Raw genomic sequence first — 19,107 nt, 5'->3', positions numbered from 1 at the left:
TCGCGATCATCCCTCTTCGCGGGCAATCTCGCGCCAGCCGATGTCGCGGCGGCAAAAGCTTTCGCCAAAATCGATGGCATCGACCGCGCGATAGGCCGCGTCGCGCGCCGCGCGCACGCTGGTGCCGCGCGCCGAGACATTGAGCACGCGGCCGCCGCTGGCGCGCAGCACGCCCGCATCATCGCGCACCGTTCCGGCATGGAACACTTTGGCGCCGTAGGCTTCGGCCCTGGGCAGATCGGCGATCATGCTGCCTTTGACCGGTGTGCCGGGATAGCCGGTGGCGGCCATCACCACCGTCAGCGCAGGTTCGGGCGAAAACGCCGGGGGCGCGATCGCCGCCAGCCGGTTGTCGGCCACTGCCGACAGCAGATCGACCAGATCGCTTTCCAGACGCAGCATCAGCACCTGGCATTCGGGATCGCCAAACCGGCAATTGTATTCGATCAGCTTTGGGCCCTCGGCGGTCAGCATCAGCCCGGCAAACAGCACGCCCGAATAGGCCATGCCTTCATCGGCCATCGCCTTGACGGTGGGGGCGATGATGCGCGTGATCACTTCGCGTTCCAGCGCCGGGGTCAGCACGCGCGCCGGGCTATAGGCGCCCATTCCGCCGGTGTTGGGGCCGGTGTCGCCCTCGCCCACGCGCTTGTGGTCCTGCGCCGACCCGAATGCGACAATCGTGGCCCCGTCGGTCAGCGCAAAGAAACTGGCCTCTTCGCCGGTCATGAATTCCTCGATCACCACTTCGGCGCCTGCTTCGCCAAAGCTGCCGGCAAACATGTCGGCGATCGCGTCGCGCGCCTCTTGCGCGGTTTGCGCGATCACCACACCCTTGCCGGCGGCCAGACCATCGGCCTTGATCACCACGGGCAGGCCGAACCGGCCCAGCGCCGCCAGCGCCTCCGCCTCGCTGCCGGTGCGCACATACCCGGCGGTGGGAATGCCCGCGCGCGCGCACAGATCCTTGGTAAAGCCCTTGGATCCTTCCAGCCTCGCGGCGGCCTGGTTGGGCCCGAACACGCTGATCGCGGCGCCACGCAAAGTGTCGCCCAGTCCGTCGACCAGCGGGGCCTCGGGACCGATCACCACCAGGTCGATGGCATGTTCGCCGCAGAACGCCACGACCGCGCCATGATCGGCCAGATCGATGGCGTGGCACGCCGCGTGTTCGGCAATGCCAGGATTGCCGGGGATCGCATGAAGCTTGCCCAGTCGCGGACTTTGGGCCAATTTCCACGCCAGCGCATGTTCGCGACCGCCGGACCCAAGCAACAGGACATTCATGAATTTTCACCCTTCCAGCGACGATGACGCCCCTGCGGGCCTGTTAGCGAGGGAAGCGCCGGGCGACAACGCCCCCGCGATGTCGATTTCCGACTTGTCCAACCTGCTCAAGCGCACGGTCGAGGACCGCTTTGGCTTTGTGCGCGTGCGGGGCGAGTTGTCGGGGGTCAAACGCGCGGCCTCCGGGCATCTCTATTGCAGCCTGAAGGATGAAGGCGCCCGGCTCGACGGGGTGATGTGGCGCGGCAATGTGCAACGGCTGGGCTTTGCGCCCGCCGATGGTGTCGAAGTGATCGCCACCGGCAAATTGACGACGTATCCCGGCCGGTCGAATTACCAGATCGTGATCGACCGGATGGAGATCGCGGGCGAAGGCGCGCTGCTCGCGCTGCTGGAAAAGACCAAGGCGCGGCTGGCCGCCGAAGGGCTGTTCGATGAAGGCCGCAAGCGCGCGATACCTTATCTGCCACGCGTGATCGGGGTGGTCACTTCGCCCACCGGGGCGGTCATCCGCGACATCCTGCACCGCCTGCGTGATCGTTTTCCCAGCCATGTCGTGGTCTGGCCGGTGCTGGTCCAGGGGCAGGGCGCGGCCCCGCAGATCGCTGCGGCGCTGCACGGGTTTTCCGCGCTGGCGCCGGGCGGACCGGTGCCTCGCCCCGATCTGGTGATCGTCGCGCGCGGGGGCGGATCGATCGAGGACTTGTGGGCGTTCAATGAGGAAGAGGTGGTGCGCGCGATTGCCGCATCGACCATCCCGGTGATCAGCGCGGTCGGGCACGAGACCGATACCACGCTGGCCGATTTTGCCGCCGATCGCCGTGCGCCGACCCCGACGGCGGCGGCCGAAATGGCGGTGCCGGTGCGCGCCGAACTGGCTGGCGCGCTGGCCGAACTGGAGGCGCGGCGCCATCGCGCGATCGGGCGACAACTAGCACAGGCGCGCGAACGGCTCGATCTGCGCGCGCGGCGACTGCCCCAGCCGCAGGCACTGCTGGCGGCGCAGGCACAACGGCTCGACGATCTGGGCGACCGCTTGCGCCGTTCGCTCAGCCACCGCACCGAACTCGCCGCCGCCCAACTGGCGCGCCATGCCGGGGCCTTGCGCCCGGCTTTGCTCGAAGCGCGGCTGCGGCGCGAAAGCGAACGGCTGGCCGCGCTGCGACTGCGGCCTGAAGCGTTGTTGCAGCGAATCGCGGTGGCGCGCGGGCGGATCGATGCGCTCGATCGCCTGCGCCGCTCGCTCGATCCCGAGGCGCCGCTGTTGCGCGGCTATGTGCTCGTCACCGATGCGGCGGGCCATGTCGTCAAGACCCGTGCCGCTGCGGGGGGCGAGGCCGAACTGACGCTGAAATTCGCCGATGGCGTGCTGGCAGTCAGCCCGCGCGGGACCCGCGCGAAACCGCCCCCGGCGGCCACCCCGCAACAGCCGAAATTGCTGTGAGGGCACGCACGCACTTGCCATTCACGATCCTCCCCGGCACGGGGAGGGGGACCGCCCGCAGGGTGGTGGAGGGGCCCCGCCCAACACGCGGAGTCCCCTGGGGCGAACCCCCTCCACCATGCTGCGCATGGTCCCCCTCCCCGTGCCGGGGAGGATGCAAAGCGGAAATGTGATCTGATGCTGACTCCTCCTGCTGGCCGCCTGGCGCGGCTTCAATATCTGCCCGGTACGTTTCGCCAGCTCTCGCCCGGCGACCATGTACTGTGCGCGGTGACCGGCGCGCCCATCCCGCTCGACCTGCTGCGCTATTGGAGCGCGGACTTGCAGGAAGCTTACGCCAGCGCCGAAATCGCGACCAAGCGCCTGCTTGAGCAGAAGTGATGTCTGCCGTTGACCGGCGGACTTTTCTTGCCGTTGCCACAACATGGGCAGCAGCTCCGGTGTGGGCGGACACCGACCGCTTTGCGCTGATCGGTCAGCCGAGCCAGGGCGGCTGGCTGCGCGGGCGGGTTCCGGTGGGCACGACCGCGCTGCGGCTAGATGGCAAGCCGGTGGATTTTGCCACAGATGGCGCGTTCCTGATTGCGTTTGATCGCGATGCGGCGCCTGTGGCGGTACTGACGGCGGTGGGGTCAGTTGGTGCGGTGGACCAGCGGCTGGCGATTGCCCCGCGCGCCTGGCCGATCGAACATGTCGATGCGCCGATGCACCCGCCGGGCCTGCCCGATGCGGAATTTGCACGGTTGCGATCGGGCGAACTGGCGCGAATCGGCGCCGCGCGGGCGATCGACAGTGGGGCGCAAGGATGGCGCCAGGCGATGATTCGCCCCGCCCATGGGCCGATTTCGGGCCGATTCGGCGCGCAACGCGTGTTTCGCGGGGTGGCTGCCGCCTATCACTCGGGCATGGATATTGCTGCGCCCGCGGGATCGGCGATTGTCGCGCCTGCCGATGGCATGGTGGTGCTCGCCGCCGTCACCGACCTGTTCACGCTCGAAGGGCATCTGGTAATCCTTGATCATGGCCTGGGCCTGAACAGCGCGATGCTGCACGCGCGCAAGCTGGACGTGGCCGAAGGGGTCATGCTGCGTCAGGGGCAAACGATTGGTGAAGTCGGCATGACGGGCCGTGCGACCGGGCCGCATTTGCACTGGAGCCTGACCTGGCGCGGCCGCAGGCTCGATCCGATGCTGTTCACGGCGTGATTGTTGCAGGCTTTGCCGTTGGCCGGAACGCGCAATCGTCTTGCCCCAGATGTTGCAGAAACAACACATAGTGTCTTTGGTGGGCCGTATCAGTGCAACAAAATTGCAAATTGCCGCCAATCTCATTGAGATCACAGATGCTGATACCGGTCCGCAATGGCGTCTTGCACGATGCGCGCCGCCGTCACGCATGGCGCATTTGCGCGCCTCGGGACCCCGGGGCCAAACCACCGGCGCTTAAAACCGTATCTGCGCCGACCAGTGCCTGGCGCGCGCGCATCGGCGTCACGACGAGTGTGGCATAATAGTTACAACCGGAACAAAACCTCTGAGATGTCACGATCGCGACCTTTACGAGACGGGTCTGCACCTGCCACTCCCATGGCATCCGGGGGAATACGCAAGATTGGTGACGATTTACGGATCGGCACCATGGATCACATCCATGTGTAGCTCTCTGGTCCTGCGAAGAGGTGGCCTGTCGCTGGCTGCCGTTCTTGAGAGGGGCTCGAATCTTTATGAAGTATCTGAACAAGCTCAACGCCAGTGTTGCCTTCGCGGCAATGGGTCTGGCGCTGGTGGCGACGCCTGCGTTTGCCGACCAGGCTGCGGCGACCACCACTGCCGACGCCGCTCCTGCTCCTGCATCGACTGATGTGATCATCGTCACCGGATCGGTGTCGAAGAACCCCGCCACCGCCACGGCTTCGCCGGTGGTTGCAATCTCTGCCGACAGTCTGGCAGATCGCGGTATCACGTCGGTGGCCGACGCGCTTCAGCTTACCCCCGCCAACAACTCGGGTACGCTTGCCAACAGTTGGTCGGTGTTCGGTTTTGCCACCGGGGCCAGCGCGCCTTCGCTGCGCGGCTTCAACGATGGTTACACGCTGACGATCTTCAATGGTCTGCGCAGCGCGATCTATCCGCTGGCCGATGACGGCTATCGCAACTTCGTCGATATCAACACGATCCCCGAATCGATCGTCGACAACGTCCAGATCCTGCAGGATGGCGCATCGGCTGCCTATGGCGCCGACGCGGTGGCCGGTGTGGTCAACGTGATCATCAAGAAGGAAATTCAGGGCCTTCACGTCAACATGTCGAGCGGCATCTCGCAAAAGGGTGATGCCGGTGAAAAGCGGTTTGACGCCTCGTGGGGCATCGGCAGCCTGAAGCGCGACGGCTACAACTTCTATATCAACGGCGAATATCAGAAGAACGACGCCGTCAAGTTCAGCACGCGCGGCACGGGTCAGGATCTGAGCCATATCTGCGACAGCCAGGGCGACTGCCTGACCAACTTTGCCGCCAACGGCCTTCAGGGCGACGGCAGCTATCTTGGCTTCGGTTCGACCACCCAGGGTTTCGCACGTCCCTGGGATGCCGCATCGGGCCAGGGCACCGGCCAGTTCCAGAACCTTAACCCCTCGGCCGGTTGCGGTGGTCTGACGGCCATCACGCTGAACGCGTCGCAGGCTACCAGCAACTCGCCTGCCAACGGCGTGGTCTGCCAACAGGATACGGCGAAGCAATACGACGACTATTCGCCGCAGATCATCCGTATCGGCGCGAACGCGCGTCTGACCAAGGATATCGGTCGGGCACAGTTCTATCTGATGTTCAACTATGCGGAAACCAAGACCTTTTCGCAAAGCGCGCCATCGCCTTTCACCGGCAGCGTGAACACCATCGCCAACAGCGTCAATAACGTCAGCAACATCGTTCTGCCGGCATACGTCTGTCCGGGCGGGGTTGGCGGGATAGACGCCAACGGCAATTCGACCACGACCTGCACCGCCAGCAGCGCCGGTGCGAAGCTGAACCCCAACAACCCCTATGCGGCGCAAGGCCAGTCGGCGCAGTTGTCGGAAATCTACAACCAGCCTCTGCAGACGCTCACCGATGCGAAGACCTATCGCATTTCGGGCGGGATCAGCGGTACGTTCGGTGACGGCTGGGCCTACGACGTCGAAGGCACGACCTCGTGGATCAACCTGGGTCTGACCTATCAGAACTATATCAATGCGCAGGATCTGCTGAACGCGGTTGCGCAGGGAACCTACAACTTCGTCGACCAGAATGCCAATTCGGCGGCCGCCAATGCCGCGATTGCGCCCACAATCAATGACGTTGCACGTTCGCGCGAAACCCAGTTCACCGGCAACATCAACCACGACCTGTTCGCGCTGCCTGGTGGCAAGGCCAACGTCGCGGTCGGTGCCGAATACCGCTTTGAATCGGTCAACGAGCCATCGGTCCAGTTCGGTGATTCGAACCCCTACAATGGCGCCTATGTGATCAACCCGGTTTCTGTGGTCGGTTCGCGCCGGGTCTATTCGGGTTTCTATGAAGTGACCTTGCCGATCCTCGACATCCTGAAGGTCAAGGCCGATGGCCGTTACGACAGCTATTCGAGCGGCCAGCACGCCTTCTCGCCGAAGTTTGAAGCGACCTTCAAGCCGATCAAGCAGATCGAACTGCGCGGCACCTATGGCAAGGGTTTCCACATTCCGACGTTCAGCCAGCTCTATGGCTATCCGACGACCGGCTACGTGGGCGAGCCAGCTCCGTGCCCCAATCCGGCCTATGCCACGTTCTGTTCCAGCCACCCCAACAACTCGACCTATACCACCACGCCCTACAGCGTGGGTGAAACCAGCGAGGGCAATCCCAACCTGGCTCCCGAACGCTCGCAGTCGTACACCATCGGCACCGTGCTGCGCCCTGATCGTCGCCTGACCCTGACGGTCGATTACTGGCACACCAAGATCGACGGCATCATCATCAGCGTTGCGCAAGAAGGCACGCCGGTCGAAGAAGCAATCGCGCAGTACTATGCCAACAATGGCGTGGTGAATGTGCCGGGCGTGACGGTTACCCCGGGGCTTAAGGATCCGACCAATCCCAACTCTCTGCCGTTGCTGGGCTATATCACGTCAAGCTACGTCAATGCTGAATCCGAAGTGGCTTCGGGTATCGACATCGGCGCTGACTTGCGCCTGACGCTCAGCCAGAAGGACAACGTCGGCCTGCACAGCATTTTCAACGTGTCGTACCTCGGCAAGTTGACGCAGACCACGCCTGGCGGTGTCGAAGTGTTTGCCGGTACACTTGGTCCCTGCAACATCACGGCCTGTTCGGGTACGCCGCGCTGGCGCGGGGTGTGGTCGAACACGTTCGATATCGACCACAAGACCGACATCACGCTGACCGGCAACTACACCAGCGGCTATTCGGAATATAACGCAGACATCGGCTTCGCCGCCAATTGGCAGACGGGCCCGAACGCCGGCAAGGAAGTCATTTCCAACGTGCACGCGACGTTCACGGCCGATCTCGACATTCGCCAGAAGATTGATGATCACTTCACCATTTATCTCGATGTCAAGAACGTGCTGAATTCGAAGCCGGTGTTCGACCCGGCGGGTGGTTACGGTGACGGGCTCACGTACTACATGTTCAACCCGGCCTGGGACGATTCGAACTACATCGGTCGTTTCTTCCGCGTTGGTGCCAAGATCGACTTCTGATCGATCGCGTCACGAAGACAGGAAATGGGGGCGGTCCGCATGGGCCGCCCCTTTTTTTGCCTTTGCATCATCCCTTTCGCGGGGCGCCTGCGTCCGGTATAGGGCGGGCATGACATCGATACGCCCCTGGCGCGACATCGCGCGACGCAAGAGCCGCCAGATCATGGTGGGTGCCGTTCCCGTTGGCGGGGATGCCCCGATCACGGTCCAGACCATGACCAACACCCCCACCAGCGACGCGGTGGCGACGATCGACCAGATCCGCCGTTGCGAGGATGCGGGTGCCGATCTGATTCGGGTGTCCTGCCCCGATGAGGAAAGCACGGCGGCGTTTCGCCAGATCGCCCGCGCCGCGCGCGTGCCGCTGATCGCGGATATCCATTTCCACTACAAACGCGCGCTCGAAGCCGCCGATGCGGGCGCCGCCTGCCTGCGCATCAATCCTGGCAATATCGGCAGCGCATCGCGCGTGGCCGAAGTGGTGCGCGCGGCCAAGGCCAATGGCTGTGCCATCCGGATTGGCGTCAACGCCGGCAGCCTGGAACGCGACTTGCTCGAAAAATACGGCGAGCCCTGCCCCGAAGCGCTGGTCGAATCCGCGCTCGATCATATCAAGCTGTTGCAGGATCACGATTTCCACGAATTCAAGGTGGCGGTAAAGGCCTCTGACGTGTTCCTGGCGGTGGCGGCCTATATGGGCCTGGCCGACGCGGTCGATTGTCCGTTGCATCTGGGTATTACCGAGGCTGGCGGGCTGATCGGCGGCACGGTCAAATCGTCGATCGGGCTTGGCAACCTGCTGTGGGCCGGGATCGGCGATACTTTGCGCGTGTCGCTGTCGGCAGAACCCGAAGAAGAAGTGCGCGTCGGCTTTGAAATCCTCAAGAGCCTGGGGCTGCGCACGCGCGGCGTGCGCGTGGTGTCGTGCCCGTCGTGCGCGCGGCAGGGGTTCGATGTGATCCGCACGGTCGAGGCGCTGGAAAAGCGGCTGTCACACATCAAGACGCCGCTGTCGCTGTCGGTGCTCGGCTGTGTGGTCAACGGCCCTGGCGAAGCGCGCGAAACCGATATCGGGCTGACCGGTGGCGGCAATGGCAAACACATGGTCTATCTGTCGGGGGTGACCGACCACACCGTGCAATCGGAAGACATGCTCGATCATATCGTCGCACTGGTTGAAGCCAAGGCGGCGCAGATCGAGGCGGCCCAGCCCGAAGCGGTGGCCTGACGCACCGCAGACCCGGCGCATCATCCCGCGCCGGGTCTGCGGGCGATCGCGTGTTGGCGGGACTTGGGCGCAAGCCCCTCGACAGCGCCGCGTCGGACCGGCATGTCGGTGCCCATGACTGTGTCGATCCGCCCCGCCACCTCTGCCGACCTGCCGCTGATTGCGGGACTGATCCGCGATCTTGCCACGTATGAAAAGCTGGATCACCAGGTCCGCTTTGACGAAGCCGCGCTGGGACAGCACTTGTTCGCGCCGCGACCCCATGCCGAAGTGCTGATCGGCGAAGTGGATGGCGAGCCGCAGGGCTTTACGCTGTTCTTTCACAACTTTTCGACGTTTGAAGGACGCCCCGGGATCTGGGTCGAGGATTTGTTCGTTCGCCCCGCCGCGCGCGGCGCGGGACTGGGCAAGGCCTTGTTGCGACATTGCGCCGCGCTGGCGGTGGAACGCGGCTGCGCCCGGCTGGAATGGTCGGTGCTTGACTGGAACGCCCCGGCGATCGCGCTCTATCGCGCGCTGGGTGCCCGGCCGCTGGATGACTGGATGATGATGCGGGTCGATGGTGCGGCGCTGACCGCGCTGGGCCAGCCTGGATGAAGCGCCGCGCGGTCCTGGCAGGCGCGCTGGCTGCCGGTCTGTCGGGCCCGCGGGTGTTCGCGCAAGCGTGGCAGATCAGCGAACAGCATCGCCGTGTGCTGGCGGTTGCGCACGATCAGCTTGAACGCGTGCGGCCGCAATTGTGGCGCAGCGATGTGGTGGCGATCGCCGATTTCGCGCTGCCATCCTCGCTGCCCCGGCTGCACTTCGCCGACCTGGAGGCGGGGCGGGTGCATTCGTTCCTGGTTGCCCATGGCAAGGGATCGGACCCGGAACACGACGGGTTCTGCAAACGCTTTTCGAACGACGTGGGCAGCGCGGCGACCTCGCGCGGGGCCTATATCACGTATGAATGGTATGACGGCAAATATGGTCCGTCGATCCGGCTGGGTGGGCTCGATGCCGACAACAGCAACGCCGCAGAGCGCGCGATCGTGATGCATCCCGCGTGGTACGCCGATCCGGCGATGCTGGAAAAATGGGGCAAACTGGGCCGCAGCGACGGCTGTTTCGCCATGGCTCCGGGCGATTTCGCCCAGGCCTTGTGGCACCTCGCCGCCGGTCGGCTGTTGTTTGCCGACCGGCTGGGGCTGGGCTGAATTGTCCTCCCCGAAACGGGTAGGACTTACAATGGGTTGTCCAGCTTTATGATCGCTTCGTTGCTCTTGCGCTGGGTGGTGTGCAACTGGCGCGGCTGGGCAAAGCTGGCCAGCACCGCCGGATCGCGGCCATAGATATCGGGAAAGCTGCGCATCAGCCCGTTCACGTCGCGCGCGACGGTGAAATAGACGATATAGACGGGGAACGGCCGCAGCATCGGCACTTTGGTATATTTGCCCGACAGGTTGTATTCGATCGCGGTTTCGGGCGCCAGATCGGCGCCGAGAATGGCCATCGTCATGGCCAGTTGCGTGGCATGTTCGGCGCGCACGCAACCATGGCTGAGCGCACGCGCGGGCAGCGCAAACAACGACCGGTTGGGCGTGTCGTGGATATAGATGGCATGTTCGTTGGGCATGTCGAGCTTGACCCGGCCCAGCGAATTGTTGTCACCCGGCTGTTGCACCACGGTGATCGTGCCGTCGCCGTTGCGCGTTGCGACATAGCCTTCGCGCTTGGCCTTGGCCGGGTTGCTGATCATCTTTTCGCCCAGGCCCTCGCCCACCACGATCGATTGCGGTACGGTCCAGGTCGGGTTGAACACCACATTCTTGACTTGTTCGGCCAGTTGCGGCGTCGCGGTCTTGCCAGGACGGCCGACAATCGCGCGATAGGTGTGGATGATCTGGTTGTTGACCGTCAGGCGCAACACTTGTTCGGGCACGTTGATCATCAGATATTGCAGGCCAAGATCGCGCCCCAGCCACCGCCACCGGTCCATGTTGGCACGGATCAGCGCGATCTGTTTGGGGTCCTTGGCCTTGGCCAGCGCCTGCTTCAGCAGGGCATAGTCGGGGTGCGTCGGGGTCAATGATGTCAGCACGCCGGGCACATCGTGCAATTCGGTCGCTTCGGCCAGCAATTGCGAATTGGGGTGCAGATCCTGATCGGGATCGACCGCAAACCACTGTTCGCGGTCGGGCATCGGGGTGCGCCCGTCGCGCAAGTCTTCGGCCAGCCAGATGAACAAGTGGCTGGCCAGCGTGTCGAGATCGGGGCCTTCGCCCTTGGCAATCTGTGCCGCCAGCGCGGCGGGCTGGTAATCGCGCGGAAACAGGCCTTCGGCGCCGACGCCCCGGATCGCCGCCAGCAGCGCGCGCGCATCGCCCAGCGTCCATTGCGCCACGGGCAGCGATTCGGGCGTTTCAACCTCGAACGTCGTGCCGGTGTCGGTGCCCAGCGTTTCTGCCGCCGTCGGCGTGGCGGCAGGGATGGCGGGGCTATGCACCACGGGTTTGGGCGCGACAGGTTTGGGATGGGCCTGCGTCGTCAGGTCGGTCGGGCCCTGCTGGGGCAGCGGGCTGGCGACAAGCGGCGACGACACCAGGGCACAGGCGCCCAGTACGAGGGTAAACGGGTACAGGACGGGACGCACGGTCCTGTGGCAATCGCGCATGGCTGGCGGTTCCCTGCGGGTCAAAGATGGATCATCGACCAGCGCCCGGGGGCATGTCCCCTGGGCCACTGTCGGATAACTCCCTGCCCCAGCGGGTCTTTGCAATCAAGCGCGGTGCGGCAAAAGATCGCGGTGGTCGTGCCTGCCGGTGACCTCTATGCACCGTACCATGCGCGCGCGTTCCACCCTGATCCCGATCTGCCTGACCGTGACCGGGCTCGCCAGCTTCAGCGTGATGGACGGCGTGATGAAGGCGGCCTCGATCGCGCAAGGGGCCTATGCCGCGCTGTTCTGGCGCAACGTGTTCGGCCTGATGCTGATGACGCCGGTGTGGCTGGTCGCGCGGCGGCGCTCGGTCGGGGTATGGGGCGGGGGGCTGTGGCCCGGTCGGGTGGTGCTGCGGTTGCATCTGGCGCGTTCGGCGCTGTCGGGGGTGATGGCCGGGCTGTTTTTCTGGGGCACGATCCACACGCCTTTGGCCGAAGCGATGGCATTGTCGTTCATCGCCCCGTTGATCGCGCTGTTTCTGGCCGCCGCGTTCCTGGGCGAGGCGATCAACCCGCGCGCCTTTGCCGGATCGGTGCTGGCACTCGGCGGGGTGGGGGTGATCGCGGCGGGCAAATTCGGCGGGCACTATGCCCCTGCGGCGGTGCACGGCATGATCGCCATCCTGGTTTCGGCGGTGCTCTATGCCGCCAATCTGGTGGTCCAGCGTCGGCAGGCGCAATTGGCCGCGCCCGATGAAATCGCGTTTTTCCAGAACCTGTTCATCTGTTTGCTGTTTGCGCCGGGGGCGTGGTGGCTGGCGCCGGTGCCCCATGGCGGGCAGGCGCTGCTGATCGCATCGGGGGCGGTGCTGGCGGTCGCCTCGCTGATGCAGATCGGCTGGGCCTATGCGCGTGCCGAGGCGCAAGTGCTGGTGCCGCTGGAATATACCGCGTTCATCTGGGCGGCGGTGGTCGGGTGGCTGATGTTTGGCGAAGCGGTGACTGTGCGCACGCTGGGCGGGGTGGCGCTGATCGTTGCGGGGTGCCTGCTGGCGATCGCCACGCATACGGTTCCAAGCGACAATGGGCAGCCGACCCCGGCATAAATGCAAATGCGTCGCATTACTTGACTTGCGATCGTCTTAATTGCATGAAACCCGCCAAACCGGCGATTTTAGCGTTTGGCCGCCCTTGACGTGGCCCCGGCAAACGCGCATCGGGCAAACCGCTTCGCAAGGCATGTGCTGTCTCGCGCTCCGGTCTGCCCTTCGGGCAGGCCGATTTCCCGGGCGGCGGTGCAGGAATGCCTTGCATATTAAGGGAATCCGCATCGCCATGACCCAAGTCGGACAGGATACGCTCGGCACCCGCAGCACGCTCACCGTTGGCGGGCAGTCTTACGCCTATTATTCGCTGGCCAAGGCCGCGGCGCAGTTTGGCGATATTTCCCGCCTGCCGTTTTCGATGAAAGTGCTGCTGGAAAACCTGCTGCGCTTTGAAGACGGGGGCTTCACCGTTTCGACCCACGATATCAAGGCGTTGATCGACTGGCAGAACAACCCGGTCGAATCCGCCAACGAGATCCAGTACCGTCCGGCGCGCGTGTTGTTGCAGGATTTCACCGGCGTGCCGTGCGTGGTCGATCTGGCCGCGATGCGCGATGCGATTGCCAAGCTGGGCGGCGACACCAGCAAGATCAACCCGCTGGTACCGGTCAACCTGGTGATCGACCACTCGGTCATGGTCGACGAATTCGGCACGCCCAAGGCGTTCGAACAGAATGTCGAAATCGAATACCAGCGCAATTTCGAACGCTATGACTTCCTGAAATGGGGGTCGAAGAGCCTCAACAATTTCTACGCGGTGCCCCCCGGCACCGGCATCTGCCACCAGGTCAATCTGGAAAACATCGCACAGACGGTGTGGACCAGCACTGATCAGGACGGCGTGCGCGTGGCCTATCCCGACACGTGCGTCGGTACCGACAGCCACACCACGATGGTCAACGGCCTGGGCGTGCTGGGCTGGGGCGTTGGCGGGATCGAGGCCGAAGCCGCCATGCTGGGGCAGCCGGTGTCGATGCTGATCCCCGAAGTGGTCGGCTTCAAGTTCGTCGGTGAACTGAAGGAAGGCGTGACTGCAACCGACCTCGTGCTGACCGCGACCAACCTGTTGCGCAAGCATGGTGTGGTTGGCCGGTTCGTCGAATATTACGGCCCGGGTCTGGCCGGGCTGACGCTGGCCGATCGCGCCACGCTGGCCAACATGGCGCCCGAATATGGCGCGACTTGCGGCTTCTTCGGCATCGATGACAAGACGCTCGACTATCTGCGCCTGACCGGGCGCGAAGAAGACCAGATCGCGCTGGTCGAAGCCTATGCCAAGGAACAGGGTTTCTGGATCGATCCGTCGATCGAACCGGTGTTCTCCTCGACGCTCGAACTCGATCTGTCGACCGTGGTGCCGACGCTGGCCGGTCCCAAGCGGCCGCAGGACAAAGTCGTGCTGCCGGAAGTCGACGACGTGTTCAACAAGGACCTCGCCGAGGTCTACAAGAAGGTGCAGACGCGCGTTCAGATCGAGGGCAAGGCGCACGACATCGGCGACGGCGACGTGGTGATCGCTGCGATCACCAGCTGCACCAACACCTCGAACCCCAGCGTGCTGATCGCCGCCGGGCTGGTCGCCAAAAAGGCCGACGAACTGGGCCTGAAGCCCAAGCCGTGGGTCAAGACTTCGCTCGCGCCCGGCAGCCAGGTGGTTACCGATTATCTGATCAAGGCCGGACTGCAGAGCCACCTCGACAACATCGGCTTCAATCTGGTTGGCTATGGCTGCACCACCTGCATCGGCAATTCGGGGCCGCTGGCCGAACCGATCAGCAAGGCGATCAACGAAAACGGCCTGGTCGCCGCCTCGGTGATTTCGGGCAACCGCAATTTCGAAGGCCGGGTCAGCCCCGACGTGCGTGCCAATTTCCTCGCCAGCCCGCCGCTGGTGGTGGCCTATGCATTGAAGGGCACGGTGATCGAGGATTTCACCACCACCCCGATCGGCCAGAGCAAGGATGGCGTCGATGTCTATCTGAAGGACATCTGGCCGACCAACCTTGAAATCGCCTCGGTCATGGCCGGCGCGCTCGATCGCACCATGTTCCAGGCCCGCTATGCCGATGTCTACAAGGGCGATGCCCATTGGCAGGCGATCAACGTGACGGGATCGGAAACCTATCAGTGGCGCGCGGGTTCGACGTATGTTGCCAACCCGCCCTATTTCGACGGGATGACGATGACCCCCGAACCGGTGGGCGACATCATCGCGGCCAAGCCGCTGCTGATCCTGGGCGATTCGATCACCACCGATCACATCAGCCCGGCCGGCAATATCAAGGCCGACAGCCCGGCCGGCCAGTGGTTGCAGGAACACCAGGTCGCCAAGGCCGATTTCAACTCCTACGGCGCGCGCCGTGGCCACCATGACGTGATGATGCGCGGCACGTTTGCCAATATCCGCATCAAGAACGAAATGGTGCCCGGCACCGAAGGCGGCCTGTCGCGGTATGGCGACCAGGTGCTGCCGGTCTATGACGTGGCGATGAAGTTCAAGGCCGATGGCGTGCCCAGCGTGGTGATCGCGGGCAAGGAATACGGCACCGGTTCGTCGCGCGACTGGGCGGCCAAGGGCACCAAGCTGCTGGGTGTGCGCGCGGTGATCGTCGAAAGCTTCGAGCGCATCCACCGTTCGAACCTGGTCGGCATGGGCGTGCTGCCGTTGCAGTTCAAGGACGGCGATACCCGTCAGTCGCTCGGGCTGAATGCGGATGACACGTTCACCATCACTGGCGTGGCCAGCCTGAAACCGCGTCAGGATGTCGAAGTGGTGGTGACCCGGGCCGACGGATCGTCGTTTAGCTTCACCGCGCTGTGCCGTATCGATACTGCCAACGAAATCGAGTATTTCAACAACGGCGGCATCCTGCAGTACGTGTTGCGCAAACTGGCCGCCTGATCGGCGCCAGGCCGATTGTCGGACAGACGCCAAGGGGGCGGCACCTTCAGGTGCCGCCCTTTCGCGTTGGAGCCGATCGGCTTTGGTAGAACAGCAAAAGGGCGGCGCTCTGATGTCAGAGCGCCGCCCTTTGCTTCGAACTGCCCGCTGGAGTCAGGCGTAACCGGAAATCAGACTTTGGCGGGTGCCTTGCCTCGGCGTTGCCGCGCAACCAGCGCGGCCGCGCCCATGCCGAACAGCACCATCATCGATGGCTCGGGCACGTCGGTGCCGCTGCTGCTGGTCGTGGTGCCATTCGACGACGTGCCGTTTGACGACGTGCCGCTGGATGATGTCCCGCCCGATGTCGACGTGCTGGTCGACGAACTGCCCGAGGTCGAAGAGCTGCCAGAAGTTGAAGAGCTGCCCGACGTGGACGAACTGCCCGATGTCGAAGAACTGCCAGACGTCGACGAACTGCCAGAGGTAGAGCTGCTCGTTGACGAACTGCTGGTCACATTGCCCGAGCTGGTGGAGACGTTGCCGGAACTGGTGCTGGTCGATGAACTGCTGGTCACGTTGCCCGAGCTGGTCGAAACATTGCCTGAACTGCTGGTGACACCACCAGTGCTGGTCGAGACATTGCCCGAACTGCTGGTGACACCGCCGGTGCTGGTGGAAACGTTGCCCGAACTGCTGGTGACGCCGCCAGTGCTCGTCGAAACATTGCCCGAACTGGTGGAGACATTGCCGGACGATGTCGAGCTGGATCCGCCCGATGTCGAAGACGATCCGCCCGAGCTTGAGCTTGATCCACCGGATGTCGAGGTGGACCCGCCAGAACTGGAGGTGGAACCGGTGGTGGTTGACGATACCACGATGCTGCCGCCGCCGCTGCTGCCGCCGCCGAAGAAACCGCCAAAGAAGCCGCCGCCAAACCCGCCGCCGCCGCCGCCTTCAACCACGACCTGACCGCCGCCGCTGCCGCCGACCGGGGCGGCCTGCGGGGGCAGGGGGGCCATATAGGGCACCGGCACCATGGCCATCTGCTGTTGCGGGGGCTGGCAAGTGCGCGTGATGGTGGTGCGGACGATGCGGCGCGCGTGATGGGTAACATGCACGACCGGTCGCCGTTCGATGCGCACCAGTTTCGAGTTCTTGATCTTGATCGGCTTTACGTGATGGAGTTCGGCCGCCGAAGGGGCTTCGGACATATGCACGGCGCCGCCGCCGAGTGCAGCGCCGCCCGCTGCAACCGCCGCCAGTTTTGCCAAGGCCATCCGTACCGACATGATCGTGCCTTACCTCCATCCACGCGCCAGTGCCCAAGTCAAACCGGCATCGACGCGAGTGGGACGCATGTCCCGTTACCAACAAACGCAGATCGCATTGCGCAGGGCAACGGAATTAACCACTTTTGAGCGCCCCTGGCGGGGTCATATCGGGATTGACTGTCAGATCGGTTAACTCTGTGCCAGTTCGGGACCGAATCTGCGCGCCGGGTTACTGTGGGGGCGTTCGAATAGCCTGCGGTATCTAGCCATCCGAATCGAACAGGCCGTTTTGCCCGCCGCCCGCTTGCGGCACCGGCAGCCCGAGATGCTGCCACGCGCGGTCGTTCAGGCACCGCCCGCGCGCGGTGCGCGCGACCATGCCGAGCTGGATCAGATAGGGTTCGATCACTTCCTCGATCGTGTCGCGCGGTTCGGACAGACCGGCGGCCAGCGTTTCCACCCCGACCGGACCGCCTTTGTAGATTTCGGCGATCATCGTCAGATAGCGGCGGTCCTGCAAGTCGAGCCCGATCGAATCGACTTCCAGCCGGGTCAGCGCCGAATCTGCCAGCGCGCGCGAAATCGTCTCGTGCCCGGCGACTTGCGCAAAATCGCGCACCCGGCGCAACAACCGTCCGGCAACGCGTGGCGTGCCGCGTGCACGCCGGGCAATTTCGCGCGCGCCATCGGGATGGATGCCGATCCCCATCAGCGTCGCCCCGCGCGTCACCACGCGTTCCAGTTCGGGCACGGTATAGAACTGCAACCGCACCGGGATGCCGAAACGGTCGCGCAGCGGGGTCTGCAACAGGCCTTGCCGTGTGGTCGCGCCGATCAGCGTGAAGGGCGGCAGATCGATGCGCACAGATCGCGCCGAAGGCCCTTCGCCGATGATCAGATCGAGCGCGCGGTCTTCCATCGCCGGATAGAGCACTTCCTCGACTTGCGGATTGAGCCGGTGGATCTCGTCGATGAACAGCACATCGCCCGCCTCCAGATTGGTCAGCAGCGCCGCCAGATCGCCCGCTTTGGCAATCACCGGCCCCGACGTGGCGCGAAAGTTCACCCCCAGTTCGCGCGCGATGATTTGCGCCAGTGTGGTCTTGCCAAGCCCGGGGGGGCCGAAAAACAGCACGTGGTCCATCGCCTCGCGCCGTGCCTTGGCGCTGGCGATAAACACTTTCAGGTTTTCACGCGCGGCTTCCTGGCCGACGAATTCGGCCAGCGTCTTGGGCCGCATCGCCGCATCGACATCCTCGATCTGGGCATGGGCAGACAGGAGCGGGTTGTCGGTCATGCCGTCGCCCGTTTGAGCGCGACGCGCACCACATCACCCAGAGGCGCACCGTCGCCCAGGTGTTCGATCGCGGCGGTAACCGCGCTGGCGGCGACGGCGGGCTTGAAACCCAGGTTCTGCAGCGCGGAAACGGCATCGCCGCTGATCGATCCGGGCGGGACGGCCACGGTTTCGGCGGTGATCCCGGCGCCGCCGCTCAGGCCCGCCAGACCGCCCGCCTTGTCTTTCAGTTCGTTGACGATGCGGCTGGCCAGTTTGGGGCCGACACCGTTGGCCCGCGCCACCATCGCCGCATCGCCCCCGGCGCAGGCGCGTTGCAATTCGTCGACCGTCAGCGCCGACAGGATCGCCAGCGCGACTTTGGAGCCGACGCCCTGGACCACGGTCAACAGGCGGAACCACGCGCGTTCGCCCGCGCTGGCAAAACCGATCAGGCGCATGTCGCTTTCGCTCACCTGCATTTCGGTGTGCACCACCACGCGATCGCCATGATTGCCCAGATGCGCCAGCGTGCGTGCGGACGCCTGGACCAGATAACCGACGCCGCCGACGTCGATCACCGCCCAGTCGGGGCCGCTGTCATCGAGGATGCCGGTCAGCTTTGCGATCATGGTTTGTTCTCTATCGGAACACGGGTGCCAGCGCCAGTGCGTTCAACCGAGCAGCGTCGACAGCAATCCGGGGTGGAACGATCCCCCCAGAAACCCGTTGAGCCCCATGAAAATGCCGAACGCACCAAACCCCCAGGCCACCCACAACAGTGCGACCGTTTCCATCAGCGCTGCCACCGCCGCCAGCGAGATCGCGGTGGCAATCCCGGCATCGGCCGCGTTGAATTGATCGTGGTGGAACCGCAGTCGATCATACTCGGCTTCATCGGCCCTGGCCTTGTCGGCCAGCGCGGGGGTCTGCACCTGGTATTTGGCTATGTCGGCATCGAGCTTCGCGATCGGCCCGGCGACTTTGTCGGGCGCGCCCAGCACCTGCAATTGGACGCGCGCGTTTTCGGCCAGATGCTGCTTGGTCTTGTTGGCCTGATATTCGTTCCAGGTGTCGATCGCGTGCGCTTCGCTGCGCTCCATCGCCTGAACGGTGTTTTCGTCCTTGATATGGCACAGCCCGACAAACACCGACAGCACGACCACGGTGATGGCGATGCGGCGGTTGAGCGACTTGTCCTTCGATTCGGCAGAGACCTCGAGTTCCATGGCGCTC

At 64.3% G+C, this 19,107-nt stretch carries 16 protein-coding genes; 10 read left to right on the top strand and 6 right to left on the bottom strand.

The genetic code is table 11. The annotated features are described in order from the left end of the window. Window positions 1–6: 6 nt before the first annotated feature. A complete protein-coding gene (gene purD, locus AQZ49_RS12865; RefSeq protein ID WP_067616268.1) occupies window positions 7–1,287 on the bottom strand; it encodes a phosphoribosylamine--glycine ligase in 1,281 nt (426 codons plus the stop codon). Here purD and xseA point away from each other — a divergent pair. The 7 genes from xseA to AQZ49_RS12830 all read left to right on the top strand — a co-directional run bounded on the left by xseA (window position 1,286) and on the right by AQZ49_RS12830 (window position 9,890). Beyond that, complete coding sequence (xseA, locus tag AQZ49_RS12860) at window positions 1,286–2,731, top strand: exodeoxyribonuclease VII large subunit (RefSeq protein ID WP_067616266.1); 1,446 nt, start codon at window positions 1,286–1,288, stop codon at window positions 2,729–2,731. The genes purD and xseA overlap by 2 nt on opposite strands. Window positions 2,732–2,908: 177 nt before the next feature. Beyond that, window positions 2,909–3,112 carry a DUF2093 domain-containing protein gene (locus AQZ49_RS12855; protein WP_067616264.1) on the top strand — a complete coding sequence of 68 codons (204 nt, stop codon included), beginning with the start codon at window positions 2,909–2,911 and terminating at the stop codon, window positions 3,110–3,112. Further along, window positions 3,112–3,936, top strand: coding sequence for a M23 family metallopeptidase (locus tag AQZ49_RS12850; RefSeq protein WP_067616262.1), 825 nt, complete (start codon window positions 3,112–3,114; stop codon window positions 3,934–3,936). Before AQZ49_RS12855 ends, AQZ49_RS12850 begins: the two co-directional genes overlap by 1 nt. Before the next feature lie 518 nt (window positions 3,937–4,454). Next, window positions 4,455–7,466, top strand: coding sequence for a TonB-dependent receptor domain-containing protein (locus AQZ49_RS12845; RefSeq protein ID WP_067616260.1), 3,012 nt, complete (start codon window positions 4,455–4,457; stop codon window positions 7,464–7,466). 109 nt (window positions 7,467–7,575) lie between these two features. Then, window positions 7,576–8,694, top strand: coding sequence for a flavodoxin-dependent (E)-4-hydroxy-3-methylbut-2-enyl-diphosphate synthase (ispG, locus tag AQZ49_RS12840; protein ID WP_067616258.1), 1,119 nt, complete (start codon window positions 7,576–7,578; stop codon window positions 8,692–8,694). A gap of 114 nt (window positions 8,695–8,808) precedes the next feature. Further along, window positions 8,809–9,291, top strand: a complete 483-nt coding sequence (locus tag AQZ49_RS12835; RefSeq protein WP_067616256.1) for a GNAT family N-acetyltransferase — start codon at window positions 8,809–8,811, stop codon at window positions 9,289–9,291. Then, entirely contained in the window at window positions 9,288–9,890 is a 603-nt protein-coding gene (locus tag AQZ49_RS12830; RefSeq protein WP_067616254.1) for a murein L,D-transpeptidase catalytic domain-containing protein, read from the top strand. Before AQZ49_RS12835 ends, AQZ49_RS12830 begins: the two co-directional genes overlap by 4 nt. Window positions 9,891–9,916: 26 nt before the next feature. On the opposite strand, the gene AQZ49_RS12825 is transcribed toward AQZ49_RS12830, so the two are convergent. Further along, complete coding sequence (locus tag AQZ49_RS12825; RefSeq protein WP_369819125.1) at window positions 9,917–11,326, bottom strand: L,D-transpeptidase family protein; 1,410 nt, start codon at window positions 11,324–11,326, stop codon at window positions 9,917–9,919. A gap of 190 nt (window positions 11,327–11,516) precedes the next feature. On the opposite strand from AQZ49_RS12825, the gene AQZ49_RS12820 reads away from it, so the two are divergent. Further along, window positions 11,517–12,440: a DMT family transporter gene (locus tag AQZ49_RS12820; RefSeq protein WP_067616250.1), complete on the top strand. Its 924-nt coding sequence runs from the start codon at window positions 11,517–11,519 to the stop codon at window positions 12,438–12,440. Window positions 12,441–12,669: 229 nt separating this feature from the next. Then, window positions 12,670–15,342 (top strand): aconitate hydratase AcnA, encoded by a 2,673-nt coding sequence (gene acnA, locus AQZ49_RS12815; protein ID WP_067616248.1) that lies wholly within the window; start codon window positions 12,670–12,672, stop codon window positions 15,340–15,342. 170 nt (window positions 15,343–15,512) lie between these two features. On the opposite strand, the gene AQZ49_RS22835 is transcribed toward acnA, so the two are convergent. Further along, window positions 15,513–15,587, bottom strand: a complete 75-nt coding sequence (locus tag AQZ49_RS22835; protein WP_231739232.1) for a hypothetical protein — start codon at window positions 15,585–15,587, stop codon at window positions 15,513–15,515. Between AQZ49_RS22835 and AQZ49_RS22830 the strand changes: the two genes are divergently transcribed. Then, window positions 15,571–16,293 carry a hypothetical protein gene (locus AQZ49_RS22830; protein WP_231739238.1) on the top strand — a complete coding sequence of 241 codons (723 nt, stop codon included), beginning with the start codon at window positions 15,571–15,573 and terminating at the stop codon, window positions 16,291–16,293. The two genes, AQZ49_RS22835 and AQZ49_RS22830, sit on opposite strands and share 17 nt — an antisense overlap. 564 nt (window positions 16,294–16,857) lie before the next feature. Here AQZ49_RS22830 and ruvB read toward each other — a convergent pair. The 3 genes from ruvB to AQZ49_RS12795 are packed head-to-tail and all read right to left on the bottom strand — an operon-like array spanning window position 16,858 to window position 19,100. Next, a complete protein-coding gene (ruvB, locus tag AQZ49_RS12805) occupies window positions 16,858–17,892 on the bottom strand; it encodes a Holliday junction branch migration DNA helicase RuvB (protein ID WP_067616246.1) in 1,035 nt (344 codons plus the stop codon). Further along, window positions 17,889–18,503: a Holliday junction branch migration protein RuvA gene (gene ruvA, locus AQZ49_RS12800; RefSeq protein WP_067616244.1), complete on the bottom strand. Its 615-nt coding sequence runs from the start codon at window positions 18,501–18,503 to the stop codon at window positions 17,889–17,891. The genes ruvB and ruvA overlap by 4 nt, the downstream gene beginning before the upstream one ends. Before the next feature lie 42 nt (window positions 18,504–18,545). Next, a complete protein-coding gene (locus AQZ49_RS12795; protein ID WP_067616242.1) occupies window positions 18,546–19,100 on the bottom strand; it encodes a DUF4337 domain-containing protein in 555 nt (184 codons plus the stop codon). Between the last annotated feature and the right edge of the window lie 7 nt (window positions 19,101–19,107).

The organism is Novosphingobium sp. FSW06-99 (assembly GCF_001519065.1).
Taxonomy (GTDB): Bacteria; Pseudomonadota; Alphaproteobacteria; order Sphingomonadales; family Sphingomonadaceae; genus Novosphingobium.
The sequence above is the reverse complement of the archived record's forward strand: the minus strand, read 5'-3'. Positions and strand labels throughout refer to the sequence as shown.

Bases quoted from the DNA above. Each gene is read 5' to 3' on its own strand.
- AQZ49_RS12835 (WP_067616256.1), top strand. From the start codon at position 8,809: ATGACTGTGTCGATCCGCCCCGCCACCTCTGCCGACCTGCCGCTGATT.
- acnA (WP_067616248.1), top strand. From the start codon at position 12,670: ATGACCCAAGTCGGACAGGATACGCTCGGCACCCGCAGCACGCTCACC.
- AQZ49_RS12795 (WP_067616242.1), bottom strand. From the start codon at position 19,100: ATGGAACTCGAGGTCTCTGCCGAATCGAAGGACAAGTCGCTCAACCGC.
- AQZ49_RS12845 (WP_067616260.1), top strand. From the start codon at position 4,455: ATGAAGTATCTGAACAAGCTCAACGCCAGTGTTGCCTTCGCGGCAATG.
- AQZ49_RS12830 (WP_067616254.1), top strand. From the start codon at position 9,288: ATGAAGCGCCGCGCGGTCCTGGCAGGCGCGCTGGCTGCCGGTCTGTCG.
- AQZ49_RS22830 (WP_231739238.1), top strand. From the start codon at position 15,571: ATGCCGAACAGCACCATCATCGATGGCTCGGGCACGTCGGTGCCGCTG.
- ruvA (WP_067616244.1), bottom strand. From the start codon at position 18,503: ATGATCGCAAAGCTGACCGGCATCCTCGATGACAGCGGCCCCGACTGG.
- AQZ49_RS12855 (WP_067616264.1), top strand. From the start codon at position 2,909: ATGCTGACTCCTCCTGCTGGCCGCCTGGCGCGGCTTCAATATCTGCCC.
- ispG (WP_067616258.1), top strand. From the start codon at position 7,576: ATGACATCGATACGCCCCTGGCGCGACATCGCGCGACGCAAGAGCCGC.
- AQZ49_RS12820 (WP_067616250.1), top strand. From the start codon at position 11,517: ATGCGCGCGCGTTCCACCCTGATCCCGATCTGCCTGACCGTGACCGGG.
- xseA (WP_067616266.1), top strand. From the start codon at position 1,286: ATGAATTTTCACCCTTCCAGCGACGATGACGCCCCTGCGGGCCTGTTA.
- ruvB (WP_067616246.1), bottom strand. From the start codon at position 17,892: ATGACCGACAACCCGCTCCTGTCTGCCCATGCCCAGATCGAGGATGTC.
- AQZ49_RS12850 (WP_067616262.1), top strand. From the start codon at position 3,112: ATGTCTGCCGTTGACCGGCGGACTTTTCTTGCCGTTGCCACAACATGG.
- purD (WP_067616268.1), bottom strand. From the start codon at position 1,287: ATGAATGTCCTGTTGCTTGGGTCCGGCGGTCGCGAACATGCGCTGGCG.